This window comes from Streptosporangium sp. NPDC000239, from assembly GCF_040300765.1.
Lineage (GTDB): Bacteria > Actinomycetota > Actinomycetes > Streptosporangiales > Streptosporangiaceae > Streptosporangium.
In genome coordinates, this window is sequence record NZ_JBEPEI010000003.1 from 307,618 (window position 1) to 321,172 (window position 13,555).

Annotated in this window: 13 protein-coding genes; 4 read left to right on the forward strand and 9 right to left on the reverse strand. The window is 68.0% G+C overall.

Annotation, left to right across the window (positions count from 1 at the left end; translation table 11 throughout):
* Positions 1–122: 122 nt before the first annotated feature.
* The 3 genes from ABT340_RS10535 (at position 123) to ABT340_RS10545 (ending at position 6,188) form a co-directional block, all read left to right on the forward strand.
* Positions 123–1,625 carry a serine/threonine-protein kinase gene (locus tag ABT340_RS10535; RefSeq protein ID WP_352010432.1) on the forward strand — a complete coding sequence of 501 codons (1,503 nt, stop codon included), beginning with the start codon at positions 123–125 and terminating at the stop codon, positions 1,623–1,625.
* A gap of 128 nt (positions 1,626–1,753) precedes the next feature.
* A complete protein-coding gene (locus tag ABT340_RS10540; RefSeq protein WP_352010433.1) occupies positions 1,754–3,850 on the forward strand; it encodes a UvrD-helicase domain-containing protein in 2,097 nt (698 codons plus the stop codon).
* Positions 3,851–3,923: 73 nt separating this feature from the next.
* Positions 3,924–6,188: a GmrSD restriction endonuclease domain-containing protein gene (locus ABT340_RS10545; RefSeq protein ID WP_352010434.1), complete on the forward strand. Its 2,265-nt coding sequence runs from the start codon at positions 3,924–3,926 to the stop codon at positions 6,186–6,188.
* A gap of 195 nt (positions 6,189–6,383) precedes the next feature.
* Here ABT340_RS10545 and ABT340_RS10550 read toward each other — a convergent pair whose 3' ends face one another.
* Together ABT340_RS10550 and ABT340_RS10555 are read right to left on the reverse strand one after the other, a co-directional pair.
* Positions 6,384–6,800 (reverse strand): PPOX class F420-dependent oxidoreductase, encoded by a 417-nt coding sequence (locus ABT340_RS10550; RefSeq protein WP_352010435.1) that lies wholly within the window; start codon positions 6,798–6,800, stop codon positions 6,384–6,386.
* A 74-nt stretch (positions 6,801–6,874) separates the two neighbouring features.
* Positions 6,875–7,735: a helix-turn-helix transcriptional regulator gene (locus tag ABT340_RS10555; protein WP_352010436.1), complete on the reverse strand. Its 861-nt coding sequence runs from the start codon at positions 7,733–7,735 to the stop codon at positions 6,875–6,877.
* A gap of 112 nt (positions 7,736–7,847) precedes the next feature.
* Between ABT340_RS10555 and ABT340_RS10560 the strand changes: the two genes are divergently transcribed.
* Complete coding sequence (locus tag ABT340_RS10560; RefSeq protein WP_352010437.1) at positions 7,848–8,612, forward strand: SDR family oxidoreductase; 765 nt, start codon at positions 7,848–7,850, stop codon at positions 8,610–8,612.
* Positions 8,613–8,726: 114 nt separating this feature from the next.
* Here ABT340_RS10560 and ABT340_RS10565 read toward each other — a convergent pair whose 3' ends face one another.
* The 7 genes from ABT340_RS10565 to ABT340_RS10595 all read right to left on the reverse strand — a co-directional run bounded on the left by ABT340_RS10565 (position 8,727) and on the right by ABT340_RS10595 (position 13,540).
* The gene (locus ABT340_RS10565; RefSeq protein WP_352010438.1) at positions 8,727–9,077 is read right to left on the reverse strand and encodes a hypothetical protein; all 351 of its coding nucleotides are present in this window, start codon (positions 9,075–9,077) and stop codon (positions 8,727–8,729) included.
* A 45-nt stretch (positions 9,078–9,122) separates the two neighbouring features.
* Positions 9,123–9,404: a hypothetical protein gene (locus ABT340_RS10570; RefSeq protein WP_352010439.1), complete on the reverse strand. Its 282-nt coding sequence runs from the start codon at positions 9,402–9,404 to the stop codon at positions 9,123–9,125.
* Positions 9,405–10,268: a hypothetical protein gene (locus tag ABT340_RS10575; protein WP_352010440.1), complete on the reverse strand. Its 864-nt coding sequence runs from the start codon at positions 10,266–10,268 to the stop codon at positions 9,405–9,407. It lies immediately after the preceding gene.
* Entirely contained in the window at positions 10,265–11,698 is a 1,434-nt protein-coding gene (locus tag ABT340_RS10580; protein WP_352010441.1) for a hypothetical protein, read from the reverse strand. The genes ABT340_RS10575 and ABT340_RS10580 overlap by 4 nt, the downstream gene beginning before the upstream one ends.
* A 180-nt stretch (positions 11,699–11,878) precedes the next feature.
* Positions 11,879–12,667: a DUF6082 family protein gene (locus tag ABT340_RS10585; protein ID WP_352010442.1), complete on the reverse strand. Its 789-nt coding sequence runs from the start codon at positions 12,665–12,667 to the stop codon at positions 11,879–11,881.
* Positions 12,667–13,278: a DUF6879 family protein gene (locus ABT340_RS10590; protein ID WP_352010443.1), complete on the reverse strand. Its 612-nt coding sequence runs from the start codon at positions 13,276–13,278 to the stop codon at positions 12,667–12,669. The genes ABT340_RS10585 and ABT340_RS10590 overlap by 1 nt, the downstream gene beginning before the upstream one ends.
* Positions 13,271–13,540, reverse strand: a complete 270-nt coding sequence (locus tag ABT340_RS10595) for a hypothetical protein (protein WP_352010444.1) — start codon at positions 13,538–13,540, stop codon at positions 13,271–13,273. Before ABT340_RS10595 ends, ABT340_RS10590 begins: the two co-directional genes overlap by 8 nt.
* Positions 13,541–13,555 lie beyond the last annotated feature (15 nt).

Below are 13,555 nucleotides of genomic sequence, written 5' to 3' on the forward strand. Positions count from 1 at the left end.
TCGTGTCTTTCCCAGAACCTCTCCCGGTGTCGAAGCCCTTGCGAAAGGCGGCTGCTGTGGGCAGGCGGACGGTCATCGCGGAACGGTACGAATTGGACCCTCTGTCCCGTCGTTCGGGAGGGATGGGAGAGGTCTGGTTCGGTTATGACAACAAGCTGGACCGGCCGGTCGCCGTTAAGTTCGTCCGCATCGACAGACAGTCGGACGCCGCCGACGAACTCACCAAGCGCTTCGTGCGCGAGTCACGGATAACCGCTCGCCTTGAGCACCCCGGCGTACCCGCCGTCTACGACTGTGGATCGCACGGTGACGACCTCTACCTGGTCATGCAACTCGTCGACGGATGTCCGGTCTCCTCAGTCCTCGACGAGACCGAGGTTCCCGTCGCCTGGGCCGTGGCGATCGCGGCCCAGGCGTGTTCGGTCCTCGCCGTCGCCCACGCCAGGTCACTGGTCCACCGGGACCTCAAGCCCGCCAACCTGATGCTCTGCCCGGACGGCACGGTGAAGGTACTGGACTTCGGGATCGCCGCCGCGTTCGCTCCCAACCTCGCCACCAGGCTCACAAGAACGGGAGTGGTGGTCGGCACACCTGACTACATGGCGCCTGAACAGGCCGTGAACGGAACGACCACCGCGCAGAGTGATCTGTACTCCCTGGGTGTGGTGCTGGACGAGTTGCTCGCCGGTGACAACCAGTTCGCCGGGGCCACGGCCCTGGCCTCGATGCGTAACCACGTCGAGGTGGCGCCCAGGCCGTTGCGCACCAGGAGGCGGGAGGTTCCGGAGGGGCTGGAGCGCCTTGTCCTGTGGCTGCTGGCCAAGTCGTCCGACGAACGGCCGGCCACGGCGGGCGTGGTCTACGAGCGGTTGATGGACTTCTGCCGTGACCTGCCGCCGTTCCCCGGATACGTCGACCTCGGCTCACCTCACCCGACGCGCATGTACGCGGCCGTCGTCGGGCGGATCACCTCCGCCGTGCCGGGCGCCGGACGGCGGCAGACCCAATCGGCGTGGCCCCTTCCCGCCCGACAGGCGGAGGACCGGCACCGCGCGGACCCGGCGGGGATCGACCGCGAGGATGTGGAGCTCGCCCGCCGGGACGCCGAAGCCCTCAAGGTCCAGTCACGGTTCGCCCAGGCCGCCGACGTGCTGGCGGAGGCGGTCGCCCCCGCGGGCCGCGCCTTCGGGGCGAAGGACCCCTACGTGGTGGACCTGCGGATCGAGCTGGCCGACGCGCTGTTCCTCGGCGGGGACTACCGCAGGGCCGCCCCCGAGTTCCGCAGGCTGGCGGCCGACCTCGCCGAACGTGAGGGACCCGGGCACGACCTCGTGTTGCGTTGCCGCCTGATGGAGGCGAACTGCCACGCGGCGGTCGGTGAGACGAGGCGCGCCCTCGCCCAGCTGGGCGATCTACTCCGGGATGAACGGAGACTCGGCGTCGACGAGGAGCGGATCCTGGAACTCCGGCGCCAGATCGGGCTACTGGTACTGGGCGCGGGCGACCGGGCTGGGGCGCGGATCGCCCTGAGCGGACTGCTGCCGGACCTTGAAAGGAGGTACGGCCCCGGCCACCCCACGGTCGGCCAAGTCCAGGAGATTCTCAAAAACCTCGACGGTTCATGAAGAGGACGAGCATTCTTGTAGCCCGTTTCCGCCGGTTCATTCCGGCTGGTTTGTTTTGATCGACACATTCCGGTGGATTTGTTTCCGCTGGGATGCTCCCGCAGTGAGAGCACTTCGGAGGACATCGCGTGGCAAGACTCGGAATCGACAAGGATTTCCTTCGGGACTTCGGAAAGCTGGAACGCTCCGTGCAGGCACGCGTCGCGGAGGTGTTCGCCAAGTTCGAGGAGGCCACGCATGCCGGTCTGCATCTGGAGAAACCGAACAACGCACGCGACCCCCGGTTCCGTACCATCCGCATCGACAAGTTCTGGCGTGGGGTTGTGCTGGCCCCTGAGACCGGAGACTCCTACACCCTGCTGAAGGTCCTTCCGCACGACGACGCCTACACGTGGGCGGAACGGCGGCGGGCGTCGGTGAACTCCGCGACCGGGCAGATCGAGATCCGGGACGGTGCAGCGATCGACGCCACCTTGCCCGAGCTGACCAAAATGGCGGACCGGGCACCTCGAAGGCTGTTCGACGACGTCGCCGACATCGACCTCAAGCAGCTCGGCGTCGACGAGCAGACCCTAGCGTTCGCCAGGGTGCTCACCGACGTCGTGCAGCTGGAGGCGGCCGGAGCCTTCCTGCCCCAGAGCCAGTGGAACGTGCTCTACGGGTTGGCCGCCGGTATGACCCCCGAGGAGGTCTGGGCCGAACTCGGTGCCGTCCCCGGGCAGGTGCCGTACGACGCCGAGGACATCACAGCGGCTGTGGAACGCACCCCCGAGCGGGTCGTGCTGGTCGAAGGGCCGGATGAACTCATGGAGGTGTTCCGGCATCCCTTCGCGTTGTGGAGGATCTATCTGCACCCCGCACAACACCGGCTGGCGCGGGCTTCGTTCACGGGATCGGCTCGTATCACGGGCGGCCCCGGCACCGGAAAGACGGTCGTCGCACTGCACCGTGCCCATCACCTGGCGAAGCACGGCAGGGGGTCTGTGCTGGTCACCACCTTCACCTCGACCCTGTCCGCCTCACTGGAGGCGGGACTGCGGCTGCTGGCCGATTCGCCGGAGGTGCCTGACCGTGTCGAGGTGCGCCATGTGGATCAGCTGTCCTATCAGATCTTCGCCGAGCGGCACGGTCGTGCCGCGATCCTCCGGGACAAGGAGGAGAAGGAGATCTGGCGGCGCGTCGTCAAGAAGCTTGAGGTGCCCTTCACGGAGACGTTCCTGGCCGAGGAATGGCGGCATGTGGTGCTCGCCCAGCAGGTGACCGACGCTGCCGGATATCTGCAGGCCAAGCGTCAGGGACGAGGACGAGGACTGGGTGTCCGGCAGAAGGCTCAAGTGTGGCAGGCAATCTGGGAGTTCCAGGAGGAGCTCGGACGGCGGAAAGTCTGGACGCACGAGACGATCTGCGTTGAGGCGACCCGGCTGCTGGGGGAACGGGCGGACAGGCCGTATCGGCACATCGTCGTTGACGAGGCACAGGACCTGCATCCGGTTCAGTGGCGGTTTCTGCGTGCCGCCGTGCCCGAGGGGTCCGACGACCTGTTCATCTCCGGGGACGCCCACCAGCGGATCTACAACAGCCGTGTCTCTTTGCGGGAGGTCGGTATCAACGTGGCCGGACGCTCATCACGCCTGACCGTCAACTACCGCACAACCGCGGAGATCCTTGCCTGGAGTCTCGGCATGCTCAACGGAGAAAGTGTCGACGACCTGGATGACGGTCTGGACACCGTGGCTGGCTACCGGTCACAGGTGCACGGTCGCCTCCCGGAGCTTCGTGGGTTCACCGTCCAGAAGGGCGAACTGGAGGCACTGACCGACAGGGTCCGGCAGTGGCTGGACGCCGGCGTCGAACCCGGAGAGATCGGGGTCGCGGCGAGGTCGAACATGCTGGCCGACGCGGCGGTCGCCGTACTGGAACGAGCCGATGTCCCTGTGCGCTCCCTGGCCAAGGGGCAGGAGACGGACGACAGCGTGCGGATCGGCACCATGCATCGTATGAAGGGCCTGGAGTTCCGCTGTATGGCGGTCATCGGGGTCTCCGAACGTCAGGTGCCGCCGCCGAGCGCCGTCACTCCGGTCGAGGAGGACCCCCTGACCCACGCCCAGGACCTGCAACGTGAGCGCTGCCTGCTGTTCGTCGCGTGCACCCGCGCGCGGGAACAGCTCCACGTCTCCTGGCACGGTACGGCCAGCTCCTTCCTGGCGGGCCTCACCGGCCGTTGACTGTCCGTGAAACACCCGGCGCGGACCGTACGACAACAGATAAGAACATCATTCGGCGTGACGAAGGCGGGACATGGCCAAGCTCTCGGTACTCCTCCACGAGATCGACAACGGGACGATCCTCCTGCCGGAGTTCCAGCGAGGATACGTCTGGAACCGCGACCAGGTTCGCGGTCTCATGCGTTCCCTGTATCGCGGGTATCCGGTCGGCGGACTGTTGCTGTGGGAGACCGAACCGGACCAGGCGTCGATACGCGGCGGTGCGACCGACGGAGGCGTACGGCGGCTGCTGCTCGACGGTCAACAGCGCATCACCTCGCTCTACGGGGTGATCCGCGGTCACGCACCGGCCTTCTTCGAGGGGGACGCCTCCGCGTTCACCGGTCTCCGGTTCAACGTCGAGGACGAAAACTTCGAGTTCTACGCCCCGGCGAAGATGCGCGACGATCCCCGGTGGGTGGATGTGACTCTCCTGTTCACCGAAGGGCTGGACTCGTTCATCCAGGACTTCAGCGCGGTCCCCGACAAGCTGGTCGTCTACATCAAGCGGCTGAACCGGCTGACGCAGCTCCTCGACCTGGAATTCCACGAGGAGAAGATCGCCGGCCCGGACAAGGATGTCGAGGTCGTCGTCGACATCTTCAACCGGGTGAACTCCGGCGGCACCGCTCTGTCCAAGGGCGACCTCGCGCTGGCGAAGATCTGCGCGCACTGGTCCCCGGCCCGTCAGGTGATGCGCGATCACCTCAAGCGCTGGAAGAACGCGGGGTTCGACTTCTCCCTCGACTGGCTGCTGCGCAACGCCACCGCGGTGGCGACGGGCAGGGCCGTGTTCACGGCGCTGGACACCGTGTCGGCCCAGGAGTTCGAAACCGCACTGGCCAAGTCCACGGGATACGTCGGCAACTTCCTCGACGCGGTGTCGGGGCGTCTCGGCCTGGACCACGACCAGGTGCTGATGGGCCGGTATGCGATCCCCGTCATCTCGCGGCTGCTTCACCTCAGCCCGGGAGGTAAGTTCACCGACTCGGTGCACCGGGACAGGGTGCTGTTCTGGTACGTCCAGTCGGCGTTGTGGGGACGCTTCGCCGGTTCGACGGAGACCGTGCTCGCCCAGGACTACGAGGTGGCGAAGGAGTCAGGCATCGACGGCCTCATCGCGTCACTGGAACGATGGCGCGGCGGAAACCTGGAAATCCGGCCGCACGACTTCGAGGCCTCGACCCGTGGATCCCGGTTCTACCCGCTGCTGTACATGCTCACCAGGGTCAATGGGGCCAGGGACCTCGGTAGCGGGCTTGAGCTGCGTGCCGAGATGCTCGGTAAGCACGCCTCGCTCCAGGTGCACCACATCTTTCCCAAGGCGCTGCTGTACAAGGCGAAGTACGAGCGGGACCAGGTCAACGCCATCGCGAACTTCTGCTTCCTGACCCAGGACACCAACCTCGAGATCGGCAAGCGTGACCCTCAGGAGTATTTCACCGAGGCCGAGGAGAAGCACCCAGGGGTGCTCGCCTCACAGTGGATTCCGGCCGACCCCGACCTGTGGCGGGTCGAGCGGTATCCGGATTTCCTGGCCGCGCGGCGAGAGCTGCTGGCCCAGGCCGTGCAGTCCTTCCTCACCGAGCTCAGGAACGGCACCTCGGCCGAGGTGCCCGCCGACCTCCAGCCCGTGGCGGTGGTCACGGTCGAGCAGGATGACGTGCGTGCCGCCCAGGTCAAGGCCATGGCCGAGGAAATCGTACGGCTGGGATACACCGAACCCGCGCTCGACAGCGAGATCGCCGACCCCATTACGGGACGCGCGCTGGCCGTCGCCGAGGCCTTCTGGCCGGATGGTCTTCAGGCGGGACAGGGCAAGCCCGTGGTGCTGGAGCTCGATCCCGACGTCGCGGACCTGCCGAGGCTCGAAGAGCTGGGATACGAGGTCTTCACCTCGGTCGACGCCCTTCTCGGCTACGTGACCCGCCGCAATGAGAACGCTGCGGGAACCGCCGTCGACGAGCCCGTCGAGCGGGGAAGACCGGTCACCGCCGGAGCCGGTGAGTTCGACCAGGCGATGCGCTCGATCTACGACCGGGCGCGTGGCGAGGCGAACTACCATGCGGCGTATTTCCTCAGCATGCTCGCCGAACACGGCAGCCTCGTGACCGCCCGCAGGCTTCTGCACGCGCCGACCGTCTCCGACGGTTTCGCCGCCCTCTGGGAGCGCGGCAGGCTCGATCTGACCGTTGAGGCGTTGGTCGTTCAGCCGAGATTCGTAGATCTTTTCACTCCGGCCGAAGTGGAGATCGCCTGGCACCGTCTCGGGCAGTTCGGTTATCACGCTGATCGGTGAAGGCCCCTCATCCTCCGGGTAGCGAGCTGATCGGCGATGGGAGGTCCGGAAGCCGGCGGTTGGGATTTTCCTGACCGCCGTTCACCAGATGGCGTCCTGAGCGGGGCGTTTTCCTGAAGACGGGAAATGCGGCGGCCTGGGGCGTTACCCGCCCCTGACCTGCTGTTCGAGGTCAGGGGGCGGTCGCGTTGGAGGTCAGGCCTGGGCGTTGTCCTTCAGGGTGCCCCAGCCGTGCCAGCGGTCTATCTCTATCAAGGCGCTCACCCGGCCGCGGTCCCGGCGGGGGTACTTCCCTCCGGTGTAGTGCTCGGAGACCCGGTCGATGTCGGTCAGGTCCTTGTCGTCGCGGATCTCGGTGACGCGGCCGATGACGCTGATGTGGGTGTACCAGTCGCCCTCGTCGAGCACGGTGAGGGTGACGCGGGGGTCGTTGCGGAGATGGTCGAGACGTTTGCGGCCCTCGTCCATGTTGACCAGGATCCGGCCTTCGTCCCAGAGGTACCAGGTGGCCGTGGAGACCGGCTGGCCGTCGGGCTGGAGCGTGGCGATGACGGCGGGGTTCGCCTTCCTGAGTACGGCGACGGCCTCTTCGGGAAGTGGCGGCTTCGACATGATCTCTCCAGTCCTTGATCATCCGGTGTGTGCGTCCACGGTGCCACATCCCCCGTGGGGGCGGTTTCGCGGCCCTATGCGAAGGACGTTTTCTCGGAGATGGGGAAGTGTTGGTGACCCAGGACCGCCAGAAGGCGGAGCTTCTCGTGGGCCTCGGTGTGCGGGGGAGCGGTGAGCACGAGCAGGGCCTGGGACTGGTCCTCGGTGAACAGGACCTGACAGTCCAGCTCGATCGGGCCGAGTTCGGGGTGGATCAAGGTCTTGTGATCCTCGAAGCGCCTGGCGACCTCGTGCCGGTCCCACAGTTCGGCGAACTCGGCACTCGTCTTCCGCAGCGCCCGGACCAGCTCGCCCGCCCTGGAGCGGGGGCCCATCGATCCGTAGGCGGCCCGCAGGTTCGCCACCTGGGTGCGGCTGTGCCTGTCGTGGTCCTCCTCGGGGTAGCGCGACCGCGCCGAGGGGTCGGTGAACCAGCGGTAGGTCTCGCTGCGGGCCAGGCCCGTGTGGTGGGACCTGTCGCCGAGCAGGGCGTCGGCCATCCGGTTCTGCACCAGCGGTTCGGCCAGGTTGGACATGATGAGCGCCGGGGTGTCGTCGAGACGGTCGAGCACCCGCAGCAGGGCCGGAGCCACGTGCGCCGCGACCGAGACCGGCGCCGGAGGGTTGTGCCCCGCCATCTGGAACAGGTAGTCACGTTCGTCGGCCGTCAGCCGCAGCGCGCGGGCGAGCGAGGCGAGCATCTGCTCACTCGGCTGCGGGCCGCGACGCTGTTCGAGTCGCGTGTAGTAGTCGGCCGACATCGCGGCGAGGGCCGCCACCTCCTCACGCCGTAGCCCCGGGGCCCGGCGGCGCGCGCCGGTCGGCAGGCCCACGTCCTGCGGCTGGAGCGCCTCACGACGGCGGCGCAGGAAGTCGGCGAGTGCGCTGCGATCCATGGGTTCAGTATCCGCTCCACACTCCCGTGCCGAGGGCCGTGAACCAGGGATCGCCGATCCCCCGATGGGGGGTTCCCTGCACACGAGGGAGGCGCCGGAGCAGGCTGGACGTATGAACATCTCAGGGAACACCGTCTTCATCCCGGGCTCGACGAGTGGCATCGGCCTGGCTCTCGCCCTCGAACTGGAGGCCAGGGGGAACAAGGTCATCGTCGGTGGCAGGCGCGTGGAGCTGCTCGAACGGATCGCCGCCGAGCATCCGGGCGTCGACACCGTACGGATCGACACGGCAGACCCCGCGAGCATCGAGTCCGCCGCCAAGGAGGTGCTGGCCGGGCACCCGGATCTCAACGTCCTGATCACCATGGCCGGGATCATGCGCGTCGAGGACTGGCACCGGCCGGAGACGTTCCTCGCCTCGGCGGAGGAGATCATCACCACCAACGTGCTCGGCCCGATCCGTCTCATCGCCGCCTTCGTCGAGCACCTGAGGGAGCAGCCGGACGCCACCATCGTCACCGTCTCCTCGGGCCTGGCGTTCGCGCCGCTTCGGGCCACACCCAGCTACAACGCCTCAAAGGCCGCGATCCACATGCTCAGCGAGTCGATCAGGCTGCAGCTGGCCGACACGAACGTGAAGGTCGTGGAGCTCGAACCGCCGGCCGTCCGTACGGCCCTGCTGCCCGGCCAGGAGGACAGCGACTTCGCGATGCCGCTCGACGAGTTCGTGACGGAGGTCGTCACCCTGTTCAGGGACCAGCCGGACGCCAGGGAGATCCAGGTCGAGCGGGTGAAGTTCCTGCGCTACGGCGAGGCGCGCGGCGACTACGACCAGGTCGTCGAGACGCTCAACGCCTCCGACCCACACGGCAGGTAACTGACAGCCGAACGTGTCAGGCCCGTACGGCAGGTGGTGAACAGCCGGACGCGCATCAGATCCGTACGGCGAGCGGTCGAACGCGCGTAGGGCCCGTACGGTGGACGGGCCGCCTCAGGCGTCGCCGACCCACTCCAGAGGGTCGAGGAGAATCCAGAAGCCGTCCTGACCGGCTTCCGCCAGGACCGTCCGCCGGCCGGTGTCCGTCTCGTGAGAGCGGAACTCCAGAGGGATCGGCGTGTCCTCGGACTCGATCCACAGGCGTGCCCGGCCCAGCATGCGCCAGCGGAACTCCAGGGTCTCCGCGCCGAAGGCCACCGAACGGGTGTGGAGCACGCCCGTGCCGTCCGGGGCGAACACCACCTCCTCGCCGACCAGCACGGCCGCCGTACCGCAGGCCGTACGCCAGCGACCGATCGGCCCTCGCTCCAGGACGTCGTCCACGTCAGGGGCTCCCTTTTCCACGCCTCGCATGATCCCAGAGGTCGTCACGGTCTAGACGCTAGGGGATCAGCGGTCGGCATGAGGCTGTTCCTCACCCTCGAACACCTCGATCAGCTTTTCGTGGAACCTCTCGTGTTCCCTGTTCTCCCTCGACCAGGACGGGCTGGTCACCACTGACGTTTTGGCGTCCGCGAGGGAAAGGGAGAGCACTTTGGAGACGAGGTATATGGACTCCACCATCGAGCGGCCGTCTCTCTTGAGGGCGGCGATCAGAGCGGCCGGTCCTCTTTCTCCGGCGCCTTGTTCGATCAGGCTCACCGACAGCAGCTCCAGCTCGTCCCGGTCCATCTAGGAGCCGGACACCGGGGAGCAGCTGTAGGTCATGAGGTAGATCTCCATGGAGATCGAGCCGGGAGGGGCGGCGAGGTCGTGGAAGTTGCGGGTCACGGCGGCGCCGAAGATGCGCGGGTAGGTCTCGCGGATGGCCGTGTTGACCCGGGTGGCCAGCCGGACGCCGTTGTCCGCGCCGCCGTCGGCGCCGAAGGTCAGCACCATGCCGGCGTGCCGTCCGGCCAGCTGGTCGCGGTGCCGCAGCAACTCCTGCCTGACCTGTACGGCGAGCGCCTCGTCACGCATGCCCGGGGAGAGCTGGAAGGAGATCGTGATCGGCTTCGCCTGGACGTCCCCGAGGCGGCTGACACAGGGGGACGGAGTGGGTTTGCGGGGGGAGCGAGGCTTGGTGGTGGGCACAGTGGTGGGCACGGTGGCGTCCGGTGAGGGCCGGTCGGGCGTGGGGGTGGGGGTCGGCAGGGCCCGGACGGTGTCCCGCAGTGGACGGGCGGTGCCCGTGACCGTGGGACTCGCCCCCTCGGAAGGCCGGGGGGCCGTGGAGGACGGAGCCTCCGTGGAGGGCTGTGATTCCGTGGTGGGCTGGGGCTCCGTGGTGGCCCGAGGCTTCTCGTCGTCCTGAGAACCGGTGCCGGTGTCCTGGGGTCCGGCGGTCTCGGGCTTCCCCGCGCTCTGGGAGGCGGCCGAAGCCCGAGTGTCCGCCGACGCCTGAGCCCCTGCCGTGGGGCGGGTCTCCGCGGCGGCCTGGGACGGAGCGGCGGGGGACTGGGCGCCCAGCATGATGATCGTGACGCCGAGCAGCAGGTCGGCGAAGAGCCAGCCCGCCAGCAGAGTCGAGGTCGAGGTCCTGCGGCGGGGGGTCACCGGACCCGCCGGACGTCCTGGTCGCCCTCGGTACCGCTCACACGAGAGCCGTCGGCACCGCCCACCCGGGAGCCCTCGGCACCGCTCACCCGGGAGCCGTCGGTACCGCCGACACGAGAGCCGTCGCGGTAGTCGTCGTCCGAACGAGCGTCCGAACGAGCGCCCGCGCGGGCGGCCAGGCGTTCGACGCGGGACAGACGGGTCTCGGTGGTGGCCGACCAGCCTTCGAGGGCCTCCCTGATCTCGGCGCCGGTGCCGCCGAAGGTGCGGCGGAACTCCTCGGTCGTGCCGAGGAGGGTGTCGTTGACCCGCTCCCCGAGGAGGTCGACGGCCTTCTCCGTCGAGGAGCCGACCGCGTCGATCGACAGGGCGGCGCGGTCGACCGCGTAGCCGATGCTCTTGGTGGCGTCGACCAGCTTGTCGATCCGGCTGTCCAGGCCCGAGACGGTTCCCTGCACCGAACGCATGGAGCGGACGAGCTCGTCGTTGAACGAGCGCCGCATGTCGAGGGTGGTCTGCGAGATGGTCGTCGAGAGCTGGTTGCCCGCCTTGGCCACGGCCTGGCCGGTCTTGGTGCCCGCGCTGTCGATCATGGCCGAGGCCCGCGCGACGACCGTGGTGAGGTCGTCGCAGGTGCTGTTGACGGCCGCCAGCTGCCTGCCGAGGAGTTCGACGCCGTCGCGCACGTCGAGCGCGCTCGCGGTCAGCGCGTCGGTGGTCTTCCTGGTGGCCTCCAGGGTCAGGGTGAGCGCCTCGACCAGTTCGGTGTGCACCTTGCGCGCCATCGTGCCGACGGAGCCGATGTCGGCCGCCGTCTTGCTCAGTTCGGTGCCGAAGCGGGCGGGGGAGGACAGCCGTACGGCGCCGAGCAGGAGGCTCGCCCGGGTCAGCGCGGCGCGCAGCCGTACGCGCAGGGCGGCCAGGTCGCGTTCCGCGTTCTCCTCCTTCCTGTTCTTCGTGACGTTCTCCAGGACCGTCCAGAGGATGAGGCAGAAGATCGCCGCGAGGGTGCACAGCGCGATGTTGTCGAACTTGAAGAACTCGGGCAGCCTGCCGTCGAAGCCCTGCTGCCACATCTCAAGGAAGGGGCGGCGGGCCGCCTCCGGGCCTCCCTCGTCGAGGACGTCGCCGTAGGCGCCCGTGGCCATCATCAGTCCGAGCCAGGTGATGAAGATCGGCACGAAGACCAGGGCGGGGCCGACCGCGGCGCCCAGCCCGAACCGCCGTCCGCGCTCCTGCCCGGCGTCGGTGAGGATGGTGTCTTCGGGGGAGAAGGCGGCGAACAGGTCGATCTCACACCAGCGTTCCGCCTCGCCGGGGTCGACGACCGCCTCGGCGAGGTCGTACAGCTGGTCCTGGCGGGCCGCCAGGTGGGGGTGATCGGCAAGCTCGCGAAGCTCGGCGGCAAGCTCCTGGTCCGTCACGGACACTCGACGTCCCCTCCTCGATGACGCTGGGCGCCGCCCGCCGGTCCGATGGACCCGGTGCACGCCGCCGAAAAGCGTGATCATTTCGGCATACGGCGGATCTGTCAAAGGAAGAAAGGCGTGATCGTTACGGTGACACGGAGAATCGCCGTAATGACGGGTTGTGTCCTTCGTGCCGGATGTTCAGACGTCATCCGGTCGCGCGCGGGGCGCCCTGAGACGCCGTACGGCGGAGGCCACGGCGGCCAGCAGCGCGAGGAACAGCAGCCCGCCCCGTACGGCACGGGCGTCCGGGTGACGCCGGGGAAGCCGGGGGAACCGGGAAGGCCGTCTGGGAGGCTCGGGGCGGCGGGCGGCCGGGGCGGGGACCGTACGGTAGACCTCGTCGAGGATGCGGTTGAAACGTCGTTCCCTGCGGGTGCCCGCGCTCACCAGGCGGCGTCTCCTGGCGTCGGTCCAGAACCGCCACCCCATGGGGCCGGCCAGCACGACCGCCGCGACCGACCGCAGGTGCGCCTCGGTGATGGCGCGCAGTTCCCACATCATCAGCCAGTGGTTGACGATCATGTTGACGTACATGTGGGCGCGCTGCTCGTCCGCGTCCTGGGAGGTGAAGAACGTCCCCCAGCAGGCCCGGTAGAGCGGGTCGTCCATGGCCATCCGCATGAGGTCGGTGTGCAGGGCGCGCAGCGTCTGCTCGCGGCCCGCCTTGGCCTCGCGGGCCTGCAGGATCAGCGAGGCCGTCACCCCCATGAGGGCGAAGACGGCCAGGACGGCCGAGGCCGCCCCGTAGGTCTGGCCGATGTCGCTCAGCCTGCTCCAGTCGGCGCCCTGGTCGTTGAGCAGGGTGAGGAAGAAGGGAGATATCACCACGAAACCGGGTACCGCCAGAACCAGAAGGAAGAGCAGTGCGACGAGAAGGAAGCGGCGCCCGCCTCCGGCGAGTCGGTTGAACAGGGGGCCGCCGCGCACTACCCGAGCTTTCTGCCCGTGGTCGGTAACAGGGGAGGAAGCGCCTGACGCTCCCGGTCGAGGAAGGGCAGCAGGTCCTCGCCGCGCGCGTAGAGGTCCTCAAGTTCGCGCGTGCAGGCCTCGATCAGACCGGGGTCGGCGATCTTACGGGCGCCGCTGAGCGTACCGCCCTCGTCGTAGACGACCTCGTACATGACCGAGGATCCCAGGATGACCAGCTCGGGCAGGTCGCGGCTCTCGCCCAGCTCCCCGGCGTCCAGGACGCGGATGAGTTCTCCCGCCTGTGCCCTCAGCCGGATGAAGTACAGCTCCCAGCGCAGATAGGGCGTGTACGGCCGCCGCACGACACGCAGGCGGCGCATCGGGAACCCGGGGGCGTCGAGGACGGGACCCTGGATCTCGTCACGGGTCTCGTCGATGATGCGCAGCGCCTCGTCCCAGTCTCCCCGGTCCAGGGCCTGCCAGCTGGGGTTGCGTGGCTCCCGGAACGACTGGCGGTATTCGAGCTTCCAGAAAACCCCTTCGATCTCCTGAAAATATGGCCAGAAATCCGAAATATACTCTTCTGCGCTCAGGGTCTCCGCTTTATATGTGCTTATATCATCAATCATCTGGTATATCCCGTTTTGCGGAGATGAGCTGGTTCCGGGGAATCACCACGAGGCGCTCGTCACGCGAGAGGCTCACCCCTTCGGGGAGCCGGTTCAGGTAGGCCTCGGTGAGGTCGCGGCCGATCACGGCGATGTCCCCGTTGGAGAGTTCCCAGATGTCCGGGCAGTCCGGGCTCGCGGTCGTGTTGCCGAGTTCCAGTGGTGAACTGCCGAGGCGCCTGCGTAGCTCGGCGCGCGGATCGGCCTCCCAAGGACGAGACATGATGCCCTCGATTCG